At 64.4% G+C, this 24,672-nt stretch carries 10 protein-coding genes; 7 read left to right on the top strand and 3 right to left on the bottom strand.

From position 1 onward, the window contains the following. Positions 1 to 9 precede the first annotated feature (9 nt). The gene (locus tag ACN0X7_RS19595; protein WP_417520166.1) at positions 10 to 441 is read right to left on the bottom strand and encodes a DUF4345 domain-containing protein; all 432 of its coding nucleotides are present in this window, start codon (positions 439 to 441) and stop codon (positions 10 to 12) included. A 184-nt stretch (positions 442 to 625) separates the two neighbouring features. On the opposite strand from ACN0X7_RS19595, the gene ACN0X7_RS19600 reads away from it, so the two are divergent. Beyond that, the gene (locus tag ACN0X7_RS19600) at positions 626 to 1,432 is read left to right on the top strand and encodes a DUF169 domain-containing protein (RefSeq protein WP_417520167.1); all 807 of its coding nucleotides are present in this window, start codon (positions 626 to 628) and stop codon (positions 1,430 to 1,432) included. Positions 1,433 to 1,486: 54 nt separating this feature from the next. Here the strand turns inward: ACN0X7_RS19600 and ACN0X7_RS19605 are convergent, their stop codons facing one another. After that, on the bottom strand, positions 1,487 to 2,527 hold the full coding sequence (locus tag ACN0X7_RS19605; protein WP_417520168.1) for an LLM class F420-dependent oxidoreductase: 1,041 nt from the start codon (positions 2,525 to 2,527) through the stop codon (positions 1,487 to 1,489). Positions 2,528 to 2,667: 140 nt separating this feature from the next. Here ACN0X7_RS19605 and ACN0X7_RS19610 point away from each other — a divergent pair, with 140 nt between their 5' ends. Together ACN0X7_RS19610 and ACN0X7_RS19615 are read left to right on the top strand one after the other, a co-directional pair. Next, positions 2,668 to 3,561 (top strand): PhzF family phenazine biosynthesis protein, encoded by an 894-nt coding sequence (locus ACN0X7_RS19610; protein ID WP_417520169.1) that lies wholly within the window; start codon positions 2,668 to 2,670, stop codon positions 3,559 to 3,561. 68 nt (positions 3,562 to 3,629) lie between these two features. Further along, the gene (locus ACN0X7_RS19615; RefSeq protein ID WP_417520170.1) at positions 3,630 to 5,144 is read left to right on the top strand and encodes a malonate--CoA ligase; all 1,515 of its coding nucleotides are present in this window, start codon (positions 3,630 to 3,632) and stop codon (positions 5,142 to 5,144) included. A gap of 399 nt (positions 5,145 to 5,543) precedes the next feature. On the opposite strand, the gene ACN0X7_RS19620 is transcribed toward ACN0X7_RS19615, so the two are convergent. After that, positions 5,544 to 6,221, bottom strand: coding sequence for an HAD hydrolase-like protein (locus ACN0X7_RS19620; RefSeq protein WP_417520171.1), 678 nt, complete (start codon positions 6,219 to 6,221; stop codon positions 5,544 to 5,546). A gap of 116 nt (positions 6,222 to 6,337) precedes the next feature. Here ACN0X7_RS19620 and glmU point away from each other — a divergent pair, with 116 nt between their 5' ends. From glmU to ACN0X7_RS19640, 4 genes are all read left to right on the top strand, one after another. Next, entirely contained in the window at positions 6,338 to 7,687 is a 1,350-nt protein-coding gene (gene glmU, locus ACN0X7_RS19625; RefSeq protein ID WP_417520172.1) for a bifunctional UDP-N-acetylglucosamine diphosphorylase/glucosamine-1-phosphate N-acetyltransferase GlmU, read from the top strand. A 135-nt stretch (positions 7,688 to 7,822) separates the two neighbouring features. Then, positions 7,823 to 9,646: a glutamine--fructose-6-phosphate transaminase (isomerizing) gene (gene glmS / locus ACN0X7_RS19630; RefSeq protein ID WP_417520173.1), complete on the top strand. Its 1,824-nt coding sequence runs from the start codon at positions 7,823 to 7,825 to the stop codon at positions 9,644 to 9,646. Between the two features lie 340 nt (positions 9,647 to 9,986). Next, positions 9,987 to 13,865: a calcium-binding protein gene (locus ACN0X7_RS19635; protein WP_417520174.1), complete on the top strand. Its 3,879-nt coding sequence runs from the start codon at positions 9,987 to 9,989 to the stop codon at positions 13,863 to 13,865. Between the two features lie 149 nt (positions 13,866 to 14,014). Next, positions 14,015 to 24,601: a matrixin family metalloprotease gene (locus ACN0X7_RS19640; protein ID WP_417520175.1), complete on the top strand. Its 10,587-nt coding sequence runs from the start codon at positions 14,015 to 14,017 to the stop codon at positions 24,599 to 24,601. Positions 24,602 to 24,672: the final 71 nt, after the last annotated feature.

The raw sequence follows: 24,672 nt of genomic DNA on the forward strand, positions 1-24,672 counted from the left end.
GTTTCCGGGTCAGTCGAGCTTGAGGCGCGACAGCCAGTAGGCCACGAGAGGCATTCCGATCAGTTCCAATGCCAGGGAGCCCAATACCTCGGGGCCGAACAGAATATCCATGTCTGCCGCCGACAGGCGCGCCAGTCCGCCAACAAAAATGGCGAAGAAGCAGGCATAGAGAACCGGTTTCATCGGTCGAGGACAGACGGCACCCAACAGCAGCAACAGGCCAACGGCCAGCCAGACGCCGCCGATGAAACGCACGTGATTGTCCTGCGCCGCGAAAGCATCGGCGTCGGTCACCGCAAGGAACGCGCCACTGGTCTGCCACCCCATCGTCATGATGCCACCGAGGGAGAAATCCAGTCCGGTGAAAACGATGAACAGGCCACCGAGGCACAGGAAGATGCGAAACAATATCAGGCCGGGGCCGCTGTGCTGCTGACTCAATTCCCGCTCCTATCCCGGCTTTGTGTCCGTTTGGCGATCTCTGGCGGGCCGGCGCACCAGATGTTCCGGAATGCTAGCAGGATCACTTCGCGCTGGGGAGGTGGCTGCAATGCGAATGGGCCGTTTTCCCTGAGCGGCGCTCTGTCCTATGCTGTTGCCCATCAACAGATTGGGGAGAGAGAACATGGCCGACACTGCACCGGCAAACGCCTGGGAGAGCATTCAGGAGCCTGACAGCTATGACTGGAAGGCCATCGTCGAGGGCTTGAACACCTATCTGCGGCTGCGCACCACGCCCATCGGCATGAAGATGTTCGAGAAGAAGGCGGACATGGAGGCGATCAACCGCATCCGCCGCCCGAAGGACGTTCACACCACCGACCAGATCGTCGGACAGGCGTCCCGCCTCGGCTGGACCGTGGGCATCACCATGGACGACCTGGTGGGCGCTCAGTGCGGTGCCGTCATCGGCCTGCATCCGCAGAACGACGAATGGCTCGGCGGCGAGCGCATGAAGGGCGTCTGGTACGAGACCGAGGTGGACACCGCCGCGCATCAGGCGGCGATGGATGTCGTGCCCTTCGGCAAGTACGAGGCGATGGCCGTGTCACCGCTGGCCGCGGGCCGTCTGAACCCGCCGGACATCGCGCTGATCTATGCCACGCCGGCGCAGATGATCCTGTTCATCAACGGGCTGCAGTGGGCCGGCTACAGGAAGCTGGAATGGGGCTGCGTCGGTGAAAGCTCGTGCGCCGACAGCTGGGGCCGGGCGCTGTCGACGCGTGAGCCGAGCCTGTCGATCCCCTGCTTTGCCGAGCGCCGCTACGGCGGCGTGATGGAGGATGAGCTGCTGATGGCGATCCCGCCGAAATTCCTGCCGAAGATCATCGAGGGGCTGGGCCGGCTGTCGGCCAACGGGCTGCGCTATCCGATCCCGCCCTATGGTATCCAGAACGACGTCCGCGCGGGCATGGGCGCGTCCTACGACTGACTCAGAAGGACAGGCGGGGCCGGCCGTTCATGGCCGGCCCCGTCGTCCGTCAGATTACAGAAGCTCCTTTGCCAGGATTTCCATGGCCTCGATGGAACCGGCCCGGCAGAGCATGGCGTTGACCTGGCGCTTCCTGCCCGCGTCCTTCCAGACCGAGAGCTGCTCGCGGATGTGACCGGCGGGTCCGACCAGGGCGACCTTGTCGACCAGTTCGTCGGGCACCATCGCGAAGGCCTCCGCCTTGCGACCGCCGAAGAACGCATCCTGGATCGCCTGCGCCTGCTCGCCATAACCCAGGCGCGTCGCATATTCCTTGTAGTAGTTCTTCTTCTTCGACCCCATGCCGCCGATGTAGAAGCCCATGTTCTCCTTCACGGGCACGCGGGCCTTCTCGATGTCGTCGTGCACCGACATGGTCACGAACGGGCAGACATCGAAATCGTCGAGGCTCTTGTTGCCGTCGGCCTGCTCGAAGCCCTGATCGATGTAGACGCCGATGGATTCATAGTTCGACGGGTCCATGTAGACCGGAATCACGCCGTCGCAGACCTTGGCGGCGTTGCGGATGCCGCCCGGTGATACGGACGCCGAATAGACCTTCAGGTCGTGTTCGGGGTGCAGCACGGTCTTCAGCGGCTTGCCCATGCCGGTGGCACCCTCGCCCATGTAGGGGATCTGATAGTGGGTGCCTTCGTGGGTCAGCGGCTCCTTCCGCGCGACCACCTTCTTGACGATGGAGACATACTCCTCGGTCAGTTCCAGCGGCTTGCCGTAGGGGCGGCCGTGCCAGCCTTCGATGACCTGCGGGCCCGACGGGCCGAGCCCCAGGATGAAGCGTCCGCCGGACATGGCCTGCAGGGTCATGGACGTCGTCGCCATCAGGGCGGGGCTGCGCGCCTGCATCTGGCAGATGCCGGTACCGACCTTGATCTTCGTCGTCTGGCCGAGGATCCACGCGGCGGGCGTGATGGCATCCGCGCCCCAGGCTTCCGACGTCCAGACCGAATGGAAGCCCATCGATTCCGCCGCCTTGATCATCTCGATATCGACCCGGTACTTCGCGTTGCCCGTGCCCAGAATCAGTCCGACTTCCATGTTCTTCTCTCCCCGATTGGTGTCTTTCAATGTGGCTGCGGACGTTAAAGGATATTTTCGAACGTGGGAACGTTCTCAATCGGCGCGCCGCGCGCTATCTCCACGGTGTCTCTACTGCAGCCTGACGAAGGGGGATCACCATGGGGCAAAAGAAACTCTGGCAGGTCGATGCCTTCGCCAGCGCAGCCTACAAGGGCAACCCGTGCGCGGTGGTCTTCGATGCCGCCGATCTGTCCACGGATCGGATGCAGACCATCGCCGCCGAAATGAACCTGTCGGAGACGGTGTTCCTGCTGCCGCCGACGACGAACGACGCGGACTACCGTGTTCGCATCTTCACCCCGCGCAGCGAACTGCCCTTCGCCGGGCATCCGACCATCTCCGCGGCCTTCTGCGTGCACCGCAGTCTGATCGACGCGGGCTACGGGCGCGAAATCAATCTTCTGCGGCAACAGTGCGAGGCCGGAATCATTCCAGTTGCCATCACGCAGGATGGAGGGCGGACGATCTACACCATGACCCAGAATCCGGCACGCTTCATTGATCTGGACATCGACCGCGAAACGGTGCGGGCGGCGCTGGGCTGTGCGGATGCCGCTCTGTTGGACCCGCATCTGGAAGCGTCGGATACCGGCATCCCGTGGATGTTCGCGCGCATGGCCGGGCCGGAGGCTTTGGCGGCGCTGGATCCCGACATGACGGCGATCGCCCAGATCTCAAAACAGACCGGCATCACCGGACTGGCGGTCTACAGCATCGGCGCGACCAATGACGGCGTCGATGTGAAACTGCGCGGCTTCGCACCGGCAGAGGGCGTGCCCGAGGATGCCGTGACCGGCTCGGCGAACGGCTGTCTCGCGGCGGTTCTTGCGCGGAACGGTGCGCTGGGTCCGGTGCCGCTCGATTATACCGCCGAACAGGGTGTCGAGATGGGCCGCGACGGGCGCATCCATGCCGCCATCGACGGTGCCGACAGCGGCCCGCGCATCGGCGGCGAGGTCGTTCGCGTCATGGAAGCGGTGCTGGACGTCTGATCGGGCGGTCTTGACCCGGTGCTGCACCTGTAGGATGCAGGGCGCAGCAAGGAATACGGGGACGGAACATGGCCAATCATCTGTTCGACAGGCTGCTGGGGCATCAGGCGACCGAGGACAAGATCTTCATCGACGTGCCCGGCGGTCGCAAGATCAGCTTTCGCACGCTGCATCAGGAAAGCGGTCAGGTCGCGAATGCGCTGATCGGCATGGGTGTCGAGCCCGGTGATCGTGTCGCGGTTCAGGTCGACAAGTCGCCAGAGGCGCTGGCGGTCTATCTGGGCGTTGTCAGGGCGGGCGCGATCTTTCTGCCGCTGAACACGGCCTACACGCCGTCCGAGGTCGACTACTTCATCGGCAACGCTGCGCCCCGCGTCTTCATCGGCGCTCCGGCGAAGGAAGACGCGCTGGAGGACATCGCCGATGCGCACGACTGCCGGCTGGAAACGCTGGCGGCGGACGGGTCGGGTTCATTCTGGGAAACGGTCGCGGCTGCGGAAATCGACTTCGATACCGTCGCGCGCGGGCCGGACGATCTGGCGGCGATCCTGTACACGTCAGGCACCACGGGCCGGTCGAAGGGCGCGATGCTCAGCCACGACAACCTGTATGACAACTCGGCGGTGCTGAAGGATTACTGGGGCTTCACGTCGGACGATGTGCTGCTGCACGCGCTGCCGATCTATCACACGCACGGTCTGTTCGTGGCGACCAACATCTGCCTGCTGGCCGGGGCGTCGATGATCTTCTTCGCGAAGTTCGATCCCGACGCGCTGGTGGCCGAGATGCCGAACGCGACGTCGATGATGGGCGTGCCGACGTTCTATACCCGCCTGCTGAGGACACCGTCCTTCACGCGCGAGGTGGCGGCGCCGATGCGGCTGTTCATCTCCGGCTCGGCACCGCTGCTGGCGGAGACGCACGAACAGTTCAGCGCGCTGACCGGGCACGCCATTCTGGAACGCTACGGCATGACGGAAACCAACATGAACACCTCGAACCCCTACGACGGCGACCGGCGCGCCGGCACGGTGGGCTTTCCGCTGCCGGGCGTCGAGCTGCGGGTCGCCGATCCCGATGACGGGTCGGTGCTGGGTCCGAACGAGATCGGCGTGATCGAGGTGAAGGGGTCGAACGTGTTCAAGGGCTACTGGCAGATGCCCGAGAAGACGGCGGAAGAATTCCGCGAAGACGGTTTCTTCATCACCGGCGATCTGGGCAAGGTCGATGCGGACGGCTATGTCACCATCGTCGGGCGTGGCAAGGATCTGGTGATCTCGGGCGGTTTCAACGTCTATCCAAAAGAGATCGAGGAGAAGATCGACGATCTGCCGGGCGTGCTGGAATCCGCGGTGATCGGTGTGCCCCATCCCGATTTCGGCGAAGGCGTGACGGCGGTGGTGGTGGCCGACGGCTCGCGCGATATTTCCGATGCCGACATCGCTGCGGCCATCAGCAGCGATCTGGCTGCCTTCAAGCGGCCCAAGCAGATCATCTTCGTCGACGAACTGCCCCGCAACACCATGGGCAAGGTGCAGAAGAACGTCCTGCGCGACCGGTACGCGGATATCTACGGCGACTGAGGCCGCGGTGGGGGCGTCGGACCGGGCAATATTTGATATCGATGCTGGCCCGCGATGCCTCGCGCGACGGGATCCCCGGTCAGGCCGGGGACAGGCTTGATCGAAGTTTACTCCGCACCCCGATGCGGGGCTGACCAGACGACGGGCAAATCTGATCCGGTTGATGCAGTGCCGGCTCTGTACTGGGTTCCGGGATCAAGTCCCGGAACAGGGAAGAGTGTATGATGAAGCCTCAACAAACCATCACGTGCAGCGGGACTTGATCCCGCTGCCCAGTGCAGCGTTTCAACCTGATAGAACGGCAATATGTTTCACCATCCGCTGGGTTCCGGGATCGAGTCCCGGAACGCGGGAGAGTTTGCAGAGCTGTTCGTGACAAACCATCGCGCGCATCGGTACCTAGCCCTGCACAGGCAAAAGCTCCTGAACCGCCCGGTCCAGCTGGTTGAAGCTGTCGATCCAGCGGTCCGCGTCCAGATCGCGCGCGGGGGTGTTGCCATAGCCGAAGGTCACGGCAATGACCGGCACGCCCGCATCGCGCGCGGCACCGGTGTCCGTGGGTGAATCGCCGATCATGACGGCGTTTTCCGGATCGCCGCCCGCCAGCCGGATGGTTTCGATCAGATGCCGCCCGTCCGGCTTGCGGAAGGCGAAGGTGTCCGCGCCCGTCACCGCGTCGAACAGATGTCCGATCCGCCATTCGCGCAGCATCTTCTCGGTGAAGCCGATCTTCTTGTTGGTGCAGATGGCGATCCGCGCACCCCGCGCCTTCTGCCGGGCGATGGCGTCCAGTGCTCCTGCGAAGGGCGCACTGTTGTCCGTCAGATGTGCCTGGTAGTACGTCAGGAACATCTCCATCAGGCGGTCATAGTCCGCGCCTTCCGGCACGCCGCCGGTATCGCCGAAGCTGCCCTTGATCATCGGGCCTGCGCCATCGCCGATCAGGCTCTTCATCCGCGCAAAGCTGACCCGCGACCGCCCTTCCTGCGCCAGCAGCCAGCAGACCGTGCCGTACAGATCGGGTGCGGTATCGGCCAGGGTGCCGTCGAGATCGAAAACGATGGTGGGTCGGGTCATGAATGTTCGGCTCCTGCTGGCCCGCAATCTGCAAAGCACTGAAACAGTGTTTGAATTGGCGTTGCGGTTCGGGCCATGCCATAGCATTCCGCAGCGGTCCTTGGGGAGATGAATTCATGGGCGATAGAGCAGTTGCCGCCGTCATTCTGGCGGCGGGTATGGGAACGCGAATGAAATCCGCGCTGCCGAAGGTGCTGCACCCGGTCGCGGGCCGTCCGATGATCCAGCATATCCAGGCGGCCCTTGCGCCGCTCAAGCATGCGCGTACCATCGTGATCACCTCAACGGGCCAGGACGACGTGCGTGCGGCGGTCGCGCCCGCGGGTTCGGCGGTCCAGGATCCGGCCCTGGGCACGGCCCACGCGGTGCTGGCGGCGCGCGAGCAGCTGAAGGATTTCGATGGCACGATCCTGGTGCTGTTCGGTGACACGCCGCTGCTGAAGGCGGAAACCATTCAGGCCATGGCCGAGATCATGGAAGGGCCGGACGATCCGGCGGTCGCCGTGCTGGGGTTCCGCCCCGACGATCCGGCCGCCTATGGCCGCCTGATCACCGACGGGGACGGCACGCTGGAAGCCATCGTCGAGTTCCGCGAGTGTACCGAGGCGCAGAAACAGATCGATTTCTGCAATGCCGGAATCATGGCGCTGGACGGTCGGGTGGCGGTCGACTTCATGGACCGCATCGGCAACGACAATTCCAAGGGCGAATATTATCTGACCGACATCGTCGCCATCGCCCGCGCCGAGGGGCGGACATGCGTCACCGTCGAGGGCAACCCGGAAGAGGTCATGGGCGTGGACCATCGCGGCAAGCTGGCCGAGGCCGAGGCAGTTGCGCAGCGACGTCTGCGCGAGGCCGCCATGGCGGGCGGGGCGACGCTGATCGCCCCTGAAACGGTCTTCTTCTGCCACGACACCGAGATCGGTCAGGACGTCACCATCGAACCGCATGTCGTCTTCGGTCCCGGCGTGAAGCTGCATGACAACGTCCACGTGAAGGCCTTCAGCCATCTGGAAGGCGCGGAAGTCTTCCCCGAAGCATCGGTCGGTCCCTACGCGCGGCTGCGTCCCGGTGCCGAGATCCATCAGGGCGCGAAGATCGGCAATTTCGTCGAGGTGAAGAAAGCGACCATCGAGAAGGGCGCGAAGGTCAGCCACCTGACCTATATCGGTGACGCACGCGTCGGGGCAGAGGCCAATATCGGCGCGGGCACGATCACCTGCAATTACGACGGCTATTTCAAGTATCGCACCGACATCGGTGCCGGTGCCTTCATCGGCTCCAACACGGCCCTGGTGGCCCCGGTGACCATCGGCGACGGCGCGATCGTCGGCGCGGGCAGCACGATCGCGAAGGATGTCGAGGCCGACGCGATGGCCCTGACGCGTGGCGACCATACCCTGAAGGCGGGCTGGGCGGCGCGGTTCCGCAAGGCGGCGCTGGCGAAGAAAGCGAAGAAATAGGACGGCGCAATATTGCGTACAGAATGTCGTCCCGGCTCTGTGCCGGGATCCATAGCGGCGTTGCCGCACGTTCTCAGTTTGCCGGATACCGGTACGAGCCCGGCATGACAGGCCCAGCAGCATAGGAAGAAGATCATGTGTGGAATCGTTGGCGTCATCGGGCGCGAGGATGCGACCCCCCGGCTGGTCGAGGGGCTGAAGCGTCTCGAATATCGCGGCTATGATTCCGCAGGCGTTGCGACGCTGACCGGCGACGAGATCGGCCGCCGTCGCGCCGAGGGCAAGCTGAAGAATCTGGAGGCCGTGCTGAAGGACAGCCCGCTGGACGGCGATACCGGCATCGGCCACACGCGCTGGGCGACCCACGGTGTGCCGAACGAGGCCAACGCCCACCCGCACGCGACCGACAGGGTCGCCCTGGTCCACAACGGCATCATCGAGAACTACCGCGAACTGGCGAACGAACTGAAGGAGGCGGGCCGGACGTTCGCTTCCGAGACCGACACCGAGATCGTGGCGCATCTGATCACCGTGAACCTGGAGAAGGGCCTGTCCCCGCAGGAGGCCGTCGCGACCTCGCTGAAACGGCTGGAGGGCGCCTTCGCGCTGGCCATCATCTTCACCGGTGAGCACGAACTGATGATCGGCGCGCGGCGCGGCAGCCCGCTGGCGGTCGGTGTGGGCGACGGCGAGATGTATCTCGGGTCCGACGCCATGGCGCTGGCCCACATGACCAACCGCATCGCCTATCTGGATGAGGGCGATTATGTCGTCCTGACCCGCGACAAGGCGTGCTTCTACGACGAGAACGACAATCAGGTCGAGCGGGCGGTTACGCTGTCGTCGGTCTCCGGAGCCGCCATCGGCAAGGGCAACCATGCCCATTTCATGCTGAAGGAAATCTACGAACAGCCTGCCGTCATGGGCGATACGCTGCATTCGTACCTGACGCCCGCGACCGGCGAGATCAAACTGCCGGAGATGCCGTTCGACATGGCCGAGGTGCCGAAGATCACCATCATCGCCTGCGGCACCAGCTTCTATGCCGCGATGGTCGCGAAATACTGGTTCGAGGAGGTGGCGCGCATCTCCGTCGAGATCGATGTCGCGTCCGAGTTCCGTTACCGCGAGGCGCCGATGCCCGAGGGTGGCGTCGCCATCTTCATCTCGCAGTCGGGCGAGACGGCCGACACGCTGGCGGCGCTGAAGTACTGCAAGTCGCAGGACCAGAAGATCGTCGCCATCGTCAATGTGCCCGAAAGTTCCATCGCGCGTGAGGCGGATGTCATCCTGCAGACCCTGGCCGGCCCGGAAATCGGCGTGGCCTCCACCAAGGCGTTCACCTGTCAGCTTTCGACCCTGGCCTGTCTGGTGATCTGGGCCGCCCGCGCCCGGAACGCCATCGACGATGCGGAAGAAGACCGGCTGGCGCTGGCGCTCGCCCATGTGCCGGCCATGGCCGCGCAGGTGCTGAACCACGATGAGGAGATCCGCACGCTGGCCAAGTCGATCTTCGAGGCCCGTGACGTGCTCTATCTGGGGCGCGGCACGGGGTATCCGCTGGCGCTGGAAGGGGCGCTGAAGCTGAAGGAGATCAGCTACATCCACGCCGAAGGCTATGCGTCCGGCGAGATGAAGCACGGGCCGATCGCCCTGATCGACGAGACGGTGCCGGTCATCGTCATCGCGCCGTCGGACCGGCTGTTCGACAAGACCGTGTCCAACATGCGCGAGGTCATGGCGCGGGGCGGCAAGGTCATCTTCCTGTCGGATGCCGACGGCCTGGCGGAAGTCGGCTCGGAAGCCTTTGCGACCATCGAACTGCCGGATGTGGACCCGTTCGTGGCACCCCTGCTCTACGCCATTCCGGTGCAGTTGCTGGCCTATCACGTCGCCGTCCTGAAGGGCACAGACGTCGATCAGCCGCGCAATCTGGCGAAATCGGTGACGGTGGAATAGGGCCGCGACCGGCGGGTTCAGCCAAAAAAATGCGGACCCGCCCGCGCCATCCGGTTCAAGCGCGTGGCGGCTAACTCGCTGCAACAGATGGATGATTTCGGACGGCCGCAATTTATCCGGCATTTTTCGTAAACACTGCGAAAAGGCCGTCCGAAATTTTCGGAGAGTTTAACGGGTTCCCGCCAGATTGCAGATGTTCACTGCGGCGTGAGAGTGGCACATCATTGGCATCCCGTCGTATCAGGAACGAAATTCGGACCCCGAACTGGCAGAAGCCGGTACACCCGAATCAAAAATGCAAGAAACTGTCCCAAAACCGGACAGATGAGGAGTGGTAAAGATGTCGATGCTGTTTGAGATTTCCGGTCTGGATGCGCTGCGCGGCGTGGCGCGCGCGACGATCAACGGTACGCCCGGCGATGACAATCTCACGGGCACGAACGACGATGACCGCATTTTCGGCGGCGACGGCAACGACACGGCGAACGGCCTGGGCGGCGATGACACCATCCGGGGCGGCGAGGGCGACGATGTTCTGAACGGTCGCGGCGGCGATGACCGCGTGCGCGGCGACGGCGGCGACGACACGCTGACCGGCGGGCCGGGCGATGACTTCATCACCGGTGAAGACGGCAATGACAGCCTGGTCGGCAACGATGGCGACGACACGCTGGGCGGCAACAACGGCGACGACACGATCAAGGGCGACGCGGGCAACGATGACATCGCCGGCGGCGCGGGCCGCGACGAGGTCGATTACCGAGGCACCGATGGCGATGTGAACGTCGATCTGGGCGCGGGCGGCAATGACAATGGTCTGGCCACCAGCGATGACTTCGGCACCGACACGCTGGAATCCATCGAGATCGTGAAAACCGGCGACGGCAATGACTTCGTGGCGGGCGACAACGCCAACGAAGAGATCGAGACCGGCGCGGGCGACGACACGCTGGTCGGCAACGACGGCGACGATCTGCTGGAAGCGGGTGACGGCACCGATGAACTGTTCGGGGGCAATGGCGAAGACACCCTGCGCGGTGATGCTGGCGACGACTATGCCGAGGGCGGTGCCGACAATGACGTGCTGTTCGGCGGCCTTGGCATCGACAATCTGATCGGCGGCGACGGCAACGACACCATCAGCGGCGAGGAGGGCGGCGACTTTCTGTTCGGCGGCCTGGGACTGGATGTCATCAACGGCAATGACGGCGACGACGACATCGAAGGCGGCGACGGCAATGACAACCTGCGCGGCGGCGCCGGTGACGACACGATCCAGGGTCAGGGCGGCGACGACCGCATCGTCGGCGAAGACGGCAACGACTTCCTGGACGGCGGCGACGGCAATGACACCATCAACGGCAATGACGGTCTGGACGATATCGTCGGCGGTCTGCTGAATGATCTGCTGTTCGGCGGCAACGGCGATGACACGCTGAACGGTGACGAAGGCGACGACACCCTGTTCGGCGAGGCCGGAGACGACGATCTGGACGGCGGCGAAGGCAACGACAACGTCCGCGGCGGCATCGGTTCCGACATCCTGTCCGGCGGCGCGGGCGATGACTTCCTCGAAGGTCTGCTGGGGCTGGACGAACTGTTTGGCGGCAGCGGCTCCGATACCCTGCGCGGCAGCGAGGACGACGACTTCCTGGACGGCGGTGACGGCGACGACACCGTGCGTGGTGATGACGGCAATGACTGTGTGCACGGCGGCGAAGGCAACGACTTCGTCACCGGCGGCGCGGGCGACGATTCCATGGAAGGCGGTGCCGGGGCCGACCTGATGCAGGGCGATGACGGCGACGACTTCATGGCCGGCGAAGACGGCGACGATTCCATGCAGGGCGGCGACGGCAACGACGACATGCTGGGCGGTGCCGGTGCGGACACGCTGCTGGGCCAGGCCGGCAACGACATTCTGAACGGTGGCGATGGTGCTGACCTGCTGAACGGCGATGTCGGCGAAGACACGCTGTTCGGCGGCGACGGCGACGACGAGCTGCGCGGCGGTGACGGCGACGACGAGATCAATGGCGGCGACGGCTATGACACGCTGACCGGCGGTGCGGGCAACGACCTGCTGAACGGTGACGGCGGCCGCGACTCGCTGGAAGGCGGTGAGGGCGACGACACCATCGACGGCGGTGACGGACGCGACACGATCGACGGCGGCATCGGCAACGATGTGCTGGACGGCGGCGCGGACGATGACGACATCATTGCCGGCGAGGGCAACGACACCGTGTTTGGCGGCGACGGTGCTGACGTGATCGAAGGCAATACCGGCGACGACGTCATCGAAGGCGGCAGCGGCATCGACTTCGTCTCGGGCGGCGCCGGAGACGACAAGATCAGCGGCGGCGACAACGGCTTCTTCCTGGGCGAGAACCTGATCGTCAATGGCGATTTCGAGGATCACGGCACCCTGAACCGCGGGTCGTGGGGCACCTTCACCGAGATCAACGGCTGGAATGCCGCGTCTCAGTGGGACCCGTTCGAGATCCAGGAAGGCACCCACGGCGGCACGCCCTGGAATCCGGCCGACAATGCCGTGATGGAGCTGGATGGCCATCCGACCTACTATTGCGACTACAACACCAACGCGACGGCGATCCAGCAGGTCGACATCGACTGCACGGGCATCTTTCGCCTGGAGCTGGATTACTCGCCGCGCTTCAAGGACTGGTGCACGGACGTCGGCGACACCAGCAAGCTGGAAATCCGGGTGGGCGGCGAAACCGTTGCGCTGATCTCCAGCGACACGGTCGGTTTCGAAACCTATTCGTTCGATATCCTGATCGAGCAGGGTACGGCGGACATCGAACTGATCGGCCGCGGCATCGACGACACCTACGGCGCGCTGGTCGACAACATCTCGCTGAAGAAGATCAACACCGAAACGCTGTTCGGCAACGAAGGCGAAGACACCATCTACGGTGACGGTGGCAAGGACTTCATCGACGGCGGTGACGGCGACGACACGGTTGACGGTGGCGAAGGCGACGATCTGGTCTGTGGCGGCAACGGTGATGACATCATCATCGGCGGCAAGGGCGCGGACACGCTGCATGGCGGCGAAGGCTACGACACGGCCGACTACTCCGGCGCGCATTACGGTGTTGCAGTCGCCTTCTCCGACGTGGATCGCTATGGCATCGACGGTGAGTTCGCCTGGGCCGACGAAGGCGGTCTGGCGGGTGAAGCGACCGGTGACCAGTTCATCGAGATCGAGCGCTTCGTGGGTTCGGCCTTCGATGACAGCGTCTTCGGCGCCGAGACCGAGATGAAGTACGAACTGGGTGACGGCAACGACAGCTTCGACAGCCGCTATTACAACGACACCGACGACAAGGTGTTCGGCGGTCTGGGCGACGACCGTATCGAGGCTTCGGCGGGCGATGACGAACTGTTCGGCGGTGCCGGCAACGACACCATCGAAGGCCAGAAGGGTGACGATACGATCAATGGCGGTTCGGGCGACGACAGGCTTTCGGGCGGGTCGGGCAACGACACCTACATCTTCGACGAAGGCAACTTCGGCTGTGACGTGATCACCGACTTCTGCCACGGCGATACGCTGGACTTCACCGCGCTGAACCTCAGCTTCTCGGATCTGAAGATCTCGTCGGTTGGCTGGTACGGTCGCGACACGCTGATCGAGACGCCGGACGGCAGCCAGATCCACCTGAAGAACTTCTCCAAGCGCTATCTCGGCGAAGATGACTTCACCGGCCTGGTGCCGGGCGAGGACGATGGCGGCTTCGGCGAGGATGCGATCGTCGGCAACGACTGGTCGGAGCGTCTGTATGGCACAAACGGCGATGACGAAATGCATGGCCTGGGCGGTCACGACAAGCTCTACGGTGGCCGGGGCGACGACGAGATCTTCGGCGGCGACGGCAATGACAAGCTGATCGGCAGCAGCGGCAATGACACGCTGGATGGCGGTGCCGGTGACGACTATCTCTACGGTGGCTGGGGTGCCGACACCTTCAGGTTCTCGGGCGACCACACGGGGTATGACCGGATCAAGGACTGGAACGAGCACGCCGGCGACAAGATGGACGTGAGCGATCTGGGCCTGTCGTTCGACGACATCCAGATCATCGACATCGGTCGCGACGTCCTGGTGAAGCTGGGCGACAAGGGATCGATCCGGATCGAGGATACCTACACCAGTTCGATCGGTGAGGATGACTTCGTCGGTCTCGTGTGATCGATACCGATATTTCGGGAAAACCCGCGGTCAGAAATGGTCGCGGGTTTTTTTTTGAGCGCATGGCCGATGGTTAAGAAAGTGTGATGAATGCCGGGCACAATCTGAGGTAGGTTGCCTGCGGGTGCGGAGCGTGAGGAGTGAAGTTCATGGGTGACCAGACCGCCGTTGAGTGGACGATTGTCGAGGCGATTGCCTTCGAGCCCCAAACCATCGAGGTTCCCCGCATTTGCGCCCATTGCGGCTGCGATCATGACGAAGCCGATGGCGCGCATGGTGCCGCGCTGGGCGGACCTTCTCCGGATTTCGTCACGCAAGGCGGCAAGTGGGGCGACGCGGGCCTGGGCAACGCGGGCGGCGTGGTCACCTGGTCGATCGGAACTGCTGCCGTTTCCGACGGTCAGGGCGGCAACATCAATCCGCTGGCCAATTTCATGCCCACCGGGTTCGAGGCCGATATCCAGGCTGCGTTTGACGCCTGGGAGGCGGTCAGCGACATTCGCTTCGTGCGCGTGGAGGATGGCGGCGGCACCGCCGGCGTCGATCCGACTGCCGACATCCGAATCGGTGGCGGCACCATCGACGGTGCCGGGGACGCCAACGGCAATACGCTGGCCTTCGCCTTCTTTCCCGGAGCCGCCGGCGGATCCGGAGAGTTCAACGGGGTGAACGCCTTCAATGGCGATGTCCTTTTTGACGACTCGGAACCCTGGAAGACTTCCAGTGCCGGACCTTCGGACGGAATCTCGGTATTTCTGGTGGCTCTGCACGAGATCGGACATTCCATCGGACTGGATCACGAGGAAACCAACCTCGCGATCATGAACGCCGTCATCAACGAATCCCTGACCGGGCTTCAATCCGATGACATCAACGGCGTGCGCGCGATTTACGGCAATGCCGGCACGGTGGCCGATCCGACCGAAGTCACGGGCACCGCGAACGGCGATACGATCACCGGTGCGGGCGCGACCAACGCGATCTTCGGCGGCGATGGCAGCGACAGCCTGACCGGCGGTGCAAGTTTTGACGTGCTGCAGGGCGGTGCGGGCGACGACACGCTGGTCGGCGGGGCATCACGCGACAAGATGGCAGGCGGCGCAGGCAATGACCGGCTGGACGGCGGCAGCGGCGGCGATGTGATGTCGGGTGGTGCGGGAAACGATCTCTTCACCGTCGATGATGTCAATGATCAGGTGCATGAGGTCGGGGGCGAGGGGCAGGACACGGTCGAGGTTAGCGGCGGTGTCACCTATGCGGTCGACGACAACATCGAGCTCACCCGTATCGTGGACAACATCGGCACCCTGATCTTCGGTTCCGCCGGCAATGACAGCATCGTGGGCGGCGGCGGCGGCGATCAACTCCAGGGACAGGCGGGCAACGACACCATCCAGGGCGGTGGCGGCGACGATACGATTTTCGGCATCGCCGGCACGAATCTGCTGGAAGGTGGCGAGGGAAGCGATTTCCTTCAGGCTGGCGGTGGCGACGATACGCTGGACGGCGGCGTCGGCAACGATCAACTCGAAGGGCAGGGCGGCAACGAGACATTCGTCTATGGCGAAGGCCGCGACTCCCTGGTCGGGTTCACGGCCGGCAGCGGCAGCCTCGACGTGCTGGACCTGACCGCACGCACTGAAGTACGCAGCCTGGCCGACGTTCAGGCCATCTCCTTCGACATCAGCAACGGCATGATCATCCGCTTCAGCGCCAACGTCGACGAGATCATCCTGTTCGACGTCAGCGAAGCCGATCTGGTCGAAAGCGACTTCATCTTCGCCGCCGGGCTGAACCTGGTCGGCGACGGCGGCGCGAACACACTGACCGGCAGCGCCGACGACGACACGCTGGACGGTCAGGGCGGGCCTGACCTGCTACAGGGGCTCGGCGGAAACGACAGTCTGATCGGCGGTGCGGGTGGCGATACCCTCGAAGGTGGCGACGGCAACGACACGCTGCGCGGCGATGTCGGTACGGACCGGCTGCGCGGCGGGGCGGGCGACGATCTGCTGGACGGCGGCGATACGGCCAACGACGTGGCGGACTACGGCACCGCGACGGTCGCGATTACGGCGGATCTGGCGGCGGGCACGGCGACCGGCGAGGGCAACGACACGCTGATCGGGATCGAGCGGCTGGAAGGCGGTTCGGGCGACGACACCCTTCTGGGCGACGATCTGGATAACACGATCTCCGGCGGCATCGGCGCGGACTCGATGGACGGCCGGGGCGGCGACGACCTGTTCGGCGCGAACCTGGGCACCGGCAACGATACCATCAACGGCGGAACGGGGACGGACCGGTTCCTGCTGGTGAACGCGGATGACCGCGTGGCGACGCTCGATATCGTTCAGGATCAGAATCTTGCGAATGCGGCGAACATTCAGGTGGGGACCGAAACGTTTCTCACTCAGTTCGTGGAAACCCTCGATTACCGCGGGGGCGCAAACGCCGATATCCTGATCCTGCAGGACTTCGTTTCGTTCAGTGCTGTTCTGGGCGATCTGGGCGGTGGCGACGATCAGGCCTTCATCCGGTTTGCGAATACCACGCTCTCGGGTGGCGATGGCAACGACTATCTTGAAACCACCTCAAGCACTGTCTCCTTCGACGGTGGGGCGGGCAACGATACGCTGGTCGCCGGCGCGGACAACAATGGTGGCAATGGCACCATGACGCTGGGTGCGGGCGACGATGTCGTCCGAATCCGGACGGGGTCCTTCACGATCACCGACTTCGTCGCGGGTGCGGGATCGAATGACGTCATCGACCTTGTCGCGTTCTTCGATGCGGGGATCCAGGACCTGCAGGATGTGGTGGGCACGACCACGCAGAACGGCGATGGCTCGGCGACGATCAACCTGCTGGGTGCGGGGATTACGCTGTCCAACGTGACCGTTGGCGACCTTGTCGCCAGTGACTTTCTGTTTGGGGGCGACGCGCAGACGATCACCGGCAGCGACGGGGACAATACCCTGTTCGGCGGTGCGGGCGCCGACACGATCTCGGGTCTCGGCGGTGCCGACAGCGTCACGGCCAACGCGGGCAACGACAGCGTCGATGGCGGCGAAGGAAACGACACGCTGCTGGGCGAGGCCGGCAGTGACCTTCTGAACGGCGGTCTCGGCAACGACAGCATTTTCGGCGGCGATGGCGAGGATACGGCATCGGGCGATGAGGGTGACGATACCCTTTCTGGCGGTGCCGGTGCCGACAGCCTGGCCGGCGGCGTAGACGATGATTCCATTCTGGGCGATGCCGGCCGGGACACGCTGATCGGCGATGCAGGTAACGATTCGCTGTTCGGAGGCGACGACGATGACCGCCTGTTCGGCGGGGATGGCGATGATTCCATCCGGGGCGGTGCCGGCAACGACGTGTTCTTTGGTGGTGCCGGGGACGACCGGTTCTTTGGCGACTCCGGTTTCGATATCGTTGATTTTTCCGATGTGACGACGGGCTTCGAACTGACTGGGTTCTTTGGCGTGGTCACTGTCCAGGGGAACGATTTCTTCAGTTCCATCGATGGTGTTATCGGTGGGTCCGGCGACGACACGATCACCGGCGACAATGGTGCCGACATCATCGTCGGCGGGTTCGGCGCCGACCAGATATTCGGCGGTAACGGCGATGATCTGCTGAGTGCGATCCTGGGTCAGGGCGGCGACACCATGACCGGGGGAGACGGTACCGACCGGGCGCAGTTCGACAACAGTGCCGGCCCCGCCACGACCTTGACCGCAAGCAGCGCGGGCGGCACGGATACCGTCACCGATGGCACCGACACATACACCCTGCATACCATCGAGAGCCTTGAGTTCACGGGTGGCGTCACAGGTGAGACGCTGGAGGCCTCCGGCTATGACAGGACGGTCAGCGGCTTCCTTGGCGCGGGTGATGACGATGCCACGGGTGGATCGGTCGGGGATTCGCTGGAAGGTGGCGACGGCAACGACACGCTGACCGGCGGCAGCGGTGCCGACAGCCTGTTCGGCGGTGCTGGAATCGATGCGGCTGACTACAGCCGGGACGGTGGTGATCAGGGCGTCGAGATTCGCCTTGAAACGAATCTCTTCCGCGATACGCATGGCCAGAATGACACGCTGACATCGATTGAACAGATCGTGGGTACGGCATTCGCTGACCTGTTGGAAGGCAGTGTCGGCGCGCAGGAAACCCTCTTCGGCGGTGGGGGCGCAGATCTGCTTATCGGACGTGGTGCGGGGGACGATGTTCGCGGTGGTGCCGGAAATGACACCGTCTCAATCTTTGACGGCTCGGGGACCATTCGCGGTGGTGCTGGCAGCGACCTGTTCATGGTCGTCGACGGATCAGGCGATGATGTGTTCGATCTGGACAATGAAGGTGACACCGGCTTCACCTCCGATGTCGTGCGCGCCACGGTCGGCAACGATACCTATGATTTCGGCGGGATCGGACCGAACGGCAGCGCCTTGCTGCAGTTTGACCAGCTCGGCTCGGGTCTGGATTTCTCTCAGGGAATCCAGTTCCAGATGTCTGCCGGCTCTGGGTCGATCGACAAGGGGATCCATGGTGTCGACCAGATCCTCAATATCGCAGATCTGACGCGCTCGCTCTCGATCAACGGTACAGACTCGGCAGACAGCTTCGTGTTCGGCAACGACCTGGCGAGTATCTCGACCACCGTAACCGCAGGTGCGGGCAACGATACGATCGATGGCGGGAGTACCCGGCTGTCCATCAGTTTCAACGGCGCAACGCAGGGCATCGTGGCCGATCTTGGAACAGGCGTCGTGTCGAACGATGGCTTTGGCGATCAGGATCAGGTCAGCAATGTCCGGGCCGTCTTTGCGACCCAGCAATCGGACTCCATTGCGGGTGGTGCAGCCGACGAAGCGCTCTTCGGGCAGGGTGGTGATGACACGATCAGCGGCGGCGGTGGTGACGATTTCATTTCCGGCTTCCTGGGCAATGACAGCCTTGATGGCGGCGATGGCAATGACACGCTGGATGGCGGTTCAGGCAATGACACGCTTCGGGGCGGTGCGGGCAACAACACGTTACTTGGCGGCGCGGGTTCGGACCGGTTCGAAGGCGGTTCGGGCAATGACGCCATCGTCATCGCGACCGGCGGCGATGCCAGTTCGCAGTTCGACCTGATCACGGCAAGCGCAGGCGACGATACGGTTGATCTGGCGGATGCCGGCGGCACGTTCGCGCGGCTGGATTATTCGGCTCAGGGCGGCGCGATCACCGCGAACATCGGCGCGACGACGGGCACGATCGTCAAGTCCGCCGGTGGCACGGACACGCTGAACAATATCGATGCACTGGACGGCTTTGTCGGGGGCCTGAGCATTCAGGGCACCGGTGTTGCAGACAGTGTGACCATCAACCTGCAGAGTGATATCGAGTTCGCCGAGGTGATCGGCGGCCTTGGCAACGATACAGTGACGGTCGGGTCCGGTGTCGTGCGCATCAGCTATTTCGCCTCCGGCAACGCCATCAACGCCAATCTGTCGACGGGTCAGGTCGCCGACGGCCTCGGCGGCATCGACAGCGTCAGCGGTATCACCCAGGTGCAGGGGTCGAATTTCGCAGATGTCTATCTGGGATCGGATGCGGATGAGGATTTCATCCCGCGCAGCGGCAACGATACCGTCGACGGCGGCGGCGGATCGGACAGCGTGCGCTACGACCGGTCCGGCCAGGGGCCCGTGTCCGTCGATCTCGAGGCCGGCACTGCGACAGGCGCGTTCCTGGGGCAGGCGTTCACGCACACGCTGCTGAACATCGAGGAAGTCCGAGGGTCGCGGGACGACAATGACACCCTGCTGGGCAGCACCGCCGACAATGTCTTCCGCGGTGGCGGAGGCAGCGACATCATCGATGGTCGCGGCGGCACCGATACGGTGGAATTCCGGGACCGCACGGTCGGCGTGAACGTCGACCTGTCGACCGGCACGGCAGATGACAATCAGGGCGGTGTCGATACGCTGACCTCGATCGAGAATGTGGACGGTTCGAACCTGGCCGACAGCATTCTGGGCGCAACGGGCCAGAACCTGCTGCGCGGTCTGGCGGGCGACGACACCCTGGACGGTGGCACGGGTGCGGACACGCTGGACGGTGGTGAAGGCAACGATACGCTGCGCGGCGGCGTGGGCAGCGACCGGCTGATCGGCGGTGCGGGCAATGACAGCCTCGACGGCGGTGACGGCGCGACGGACGTCGCTGATTTCACGGCGTCCACTGGTGCCATCACGGCTGATCTGGCGGCAGGTACGGCGACAGGCGAGGGCACGGACACGCTGACCGGGATCGAGCGGCTGGAGGGTGGTTCGGGGAACGACACCCTGCTGGGCGACGACAACAACAACACGATCTCGGGCGCGCTGGGTTCGGATTCGATTGACGGCCGGGGCGGCGACGACGTCTTTGGCGCGAACCTGGGCACCGGCAACGACACCATCATCGGCGGCACGGGGACGGACCGGTTCCTGCTGGTGAACGCGGATGACCGGGTTGCTGCGCTGACCGTGGCGACCGCGGGTGCCACGACGACAATCACGAGCGGGGCCGAAAACTTTCAACTCACCACGGTCGAGACCATCGATTATCGCGGCGGTGCGCTGGTCGACTCGCTCGACGGCAGCGGTTCGACCGTGGCGATCACGGCACAGCTGGGCGATGGTGCCGACCACGCGGTCGGCGGTACGGGCGATGACAGTCTCGACGGCGAGGCGGGCAACGATACGCTGACGGGCGGTGCGGGCGACGACACGTTGGACGGACAGGGTGGTGACGACAGTCTGAGTGGCGGTGCGGGCGATGACAGCCTGATCGGCGGTGCGGGCGATGACAGTCTGGACGGCGGCGCAGGGACGGATATCGCCAGCTACACCGGCAGTGTGTCCGGGTCGTTCGTGTTTTCCGCGGGTGCTGCCGGGGAACTGGTGATCACCGACACGGTGGGTGGCAGTGGCACAGACACGCTGGTTGGCATAGAGACCTTGCGCTTCGACGATCGCGACATCCCGGTTTCTGTGGCCGCAAATGCCGGAGACGACGTGTTCGGCGTCGATGGCGTCGATGACATTCTGATCGGGCTCGACGGCGATGAAACGTTCCGTCCCGGCACAGGCAACGATCTGGTTTTCGCAGGCGACGGTGATGACGACATTCTGGAGAACAGCGCCCCCAGCGGCGACGACACGCTGCATGGCGGCGCCGGAAACGATCTGATCATCGCGCAGACGGGCGACGATGTGCTGTTTGGCGGTACGGGCAATGACTTTCTGGACGGGCGCGACGGCAATGACTCTGTCGAAGGTGGCGCGGGCGACGACACGCTGGACGGTGTCGGGGGAAGTGACACTCTGTTCGGCGGTGAGGGTAACGATGCGCTGGACGGTGACGCCAATGATGACAGCCTGTCCGGCGGCGCAGGCACGGACACCCTGTTTGCCGGTGCGGGCAATGACGTTCTGTCGGGCGGATCCGGGACGGATTCGCTGCGCGGTGAATCCGGTGACGACCTGCTGGAAGGTGATGCCGGCAATGACACGCTGCAGGGTGACGGCGGCAATGACACGCTGTCCGGCGGTACCGGAAATGACAGCCTGAACGCGGGCGCGGGCGACACGATCGTCTTCACCGCCGGTCTGGACACACTGGCCGGGTTCACGGCCGGGTCGGCGGGGACTGACCTGATCGACATCACGTCCCAGACCCAGATTCAGAATTTCAATGACCTGCTGGCCATCTCGCGTGACTCCGGCACGAATCTGGTCATCGAATTCAATGACGGCATTGACGAACTGATCGTGCGCAGCACGTCGGTCAACGATCTGGAAGCCACCGACTTCATCCTCGCAGGCGGCGGCAACCAGAACCTCAATCTCGTCGGCGATGCCAATGCGAACACGCTGACGGGCGGCGCGGGCGACGACACCCTGGACGGACAGGGCGGCAACGACAGTCTGACGGGCGCACAGGGGGCGGATTCCCTGATCGGCGGCGCGGATGACGACACGCTGGACGGCGGCGCAGGTGACGACACACTGCTGGGCGGCGACGGTGCAGACCGGCTGATCGGCGGAGCTGGCGATGACAGTGTGGACGGCGGTGCGTCGGCAGCCGATATCGCTGACTACAGCGGCGCGGGCGGTGCTGTACTCGCGGACCTGCAGGCGGGGACCGCCACGGGCGACGGCAACGATACCCTGTCCAATATCGAGCATCTGATCGGCACAAGCGGTGACGATACCCTGCGCGGCGATGACGGCAACAACACGATTTCCGGTGCGTTCGGTGCGGATCTGATCGAAGGCCGTGGCGGTGACGACCTGCTTCAGGTCGAGGTCGCCGTAGGCGATGATACGATCGATGGCGGCGCGGGCAATGACAGGTTCCTTCTCGAGCGTGTCCCCGCCAATGGTGTCGCCCCGATCACGCTGAACATTTCCACGGCGGCGGCGACAACGACGATTTCCCGCAATGGCCAGACCTACGAACTCACCGCGGTGGAGACCATCGAGTACCGCGGCGATGACAATGTCGACGTCGTGAACGGCGCCGCTTCGGATACGGTGATCCAGACGCAACTGGGCGGCGGCAACGATACGGCGAGCGGCGGCGCGGGTGCGGATACGCTGAGCGGTGACGGTGGCGACGATTCCCTGTCCGGCGGCGCGGGCAACGACAGTCTGGATGGCGGGGAGGGGACGGATTCCGGCAGCTTCACCGGCAATCTGGCGAACTTCAGCCTGAATTTCTTCGGCACCACGGGCGTCACGGCGGCCGACACGGTTGGCGGCGAGGGCACGGACACGCTGATCGGCATCGAAAGCCTCATCTTCGGGGATGCGAGCGTTGGCGTCGGGATTCTGAGCGATGCAGTCGACAGTTTCTTTGGCGGTGCGACCGACGATCTGATCTCCGGGCTGGACGGTGCCGACGACCTGCGCGGCAACAACGGCGATGACCGGATCCTTGGCGGTGGCGGCGCGGATCTCATCCTCGGAAACGCGGGCGCGGACGATCTGCAGGGCGGCCTGGACCGCGACACGATCTTCGGCGGCGACGGTAACGACAGCATCACCGGCGGTGACGATGTGGATTCGCTGCGCGGCGATGGCGGCAACGATTTCCTGGATGGCGGCGCGACCCTGGACTTCATCTCGGGCAACGACGGCGACGACACGCTGATCGGCGGCGACGGCAATGACCGCATGTTCGCCGGCGCGGATGCCGATTCCCTGCAGGGGGATGCCGGCAATGACCAGATGTTCGGCGAAGCCGGGGCGGACTCCCTGTTCGGAGGTGCGGGCGTTGACAGGCTGGATGGCGGCACCGGGAATGACAGCCTGGATGGCGGCGACGACGGCGATGTGCTGCTGGCCGGTGCCGGCGACGACACGCTGCTGGGCGGTGCTGCGCTGGATGAACTGTTCGGCGGGGCCGGTGCCGATCAGCTGTTCGGCGGTACGGGCAATGATCTGCTGCGCGGCGGCAGCGAGAACGACACGCTGAACGGCGATGCGGGCGTGGACCAGATGCTGGGCGAGGAAGGCGACGACAGCATGTCCGGCGGCGACGATACCGACATCATGCAGGGTGGCGACGGCAACGACACCATGGCCGGCGATGCGGGCGACGACCGGCTGTTCGGCGATGCGGGGCAGGATGTCCTGTCCGGCGGGGCGGGGATCGACCGTCTGGCCGGCGGCACCGAGAACGACAGTCTGGACGGCGGGATCGGCGACGACATCCTGCTGGGTGACGGCGGCAATGATACGCTGATCGGTGGCGACGGACTGGACCGGCTGTTCGGCGATATCGGCGACGACAGCCTGGTCGGCGGTGACGGTCCGGACCGGCTGGATGCCGGTGCGGGCAACGATACGATCTTTGGCGGTGCCGGGGCGGACACGGTGCTGGGCCGCGACGGTGACGATTCGCTCAATGCCGGGGCGGACAATGACCTGATCTTCGCCGAGGCAGGCGCCGACATCATCGTCAGCGGCGACGGCGCGGATACGGCGCTGGCCGGTACCGGCAACGACACGGTGACCGGCGACGGCGGCAACGACTCGCTGTTCGGTCAGGACGGCAACGACAGCCTGTCCGGCGGCACCGGCGATGACCGGCTGGATGGCGGCGCGGATGATGACGTCGTGAACGGCGATGACGGCAACGATGTCGTCATCGGCCGTGGCGGTCAGGATACGCTGTCAGGCGGTACCGGAGATGACGTGATCTTCGCCGGCTCCGGCAATGACAGCGCATCCGGCGGCGACGATGCGGACCGGCTGATCGGCGAGGCAGGCAACGACACGCTGAACGGCGACGCGGGCAATGACACGCTGGAAGGGCGCGCGGACGATGATGCGCTGGCCGGCGGGACGGGCAATGACCTGCTGCTCGGCGATGCGGGTGCCGATGCGCTCGATGGTGGCGCGGGCGTCGATACGCTGGCGGGCGGCGCGGATGATGACACGCTGACCGGTGGCGCGGATGCGGACCGGTTCCAGTTCTCGTCGGCGGACGGGGCGACGAGCAACGATCTGGTGACGGATTTCGTCGTCGACACCGACACGTTCCAGCTGGTCGGCCTCACCGTGGATACGGTGGCCGATGCCGATGTGGACGGCGATTCGGCGGTCGACGATACGCTGGTCACTTTTTCGAATGGTGCGACCGTGGGCCTGATCGGTGTCACAGGCCTGCAGGAAAGCGACCTGTTCTAGAGCGTCCCCATATTTGATTGAATCGATTTAGGATTCCCAAATCAGTCTGGTTCTGATTCAACATGCTGGCT

Origin of the sequence: Minwuia sp. (assembly GCF_048263705.1) — a bacterium.
Lineage (GTDB): Bacteria > Pseudomonadota > Alphaproteobacteria > Minwuiales > Minwuiaceae > Minwuia.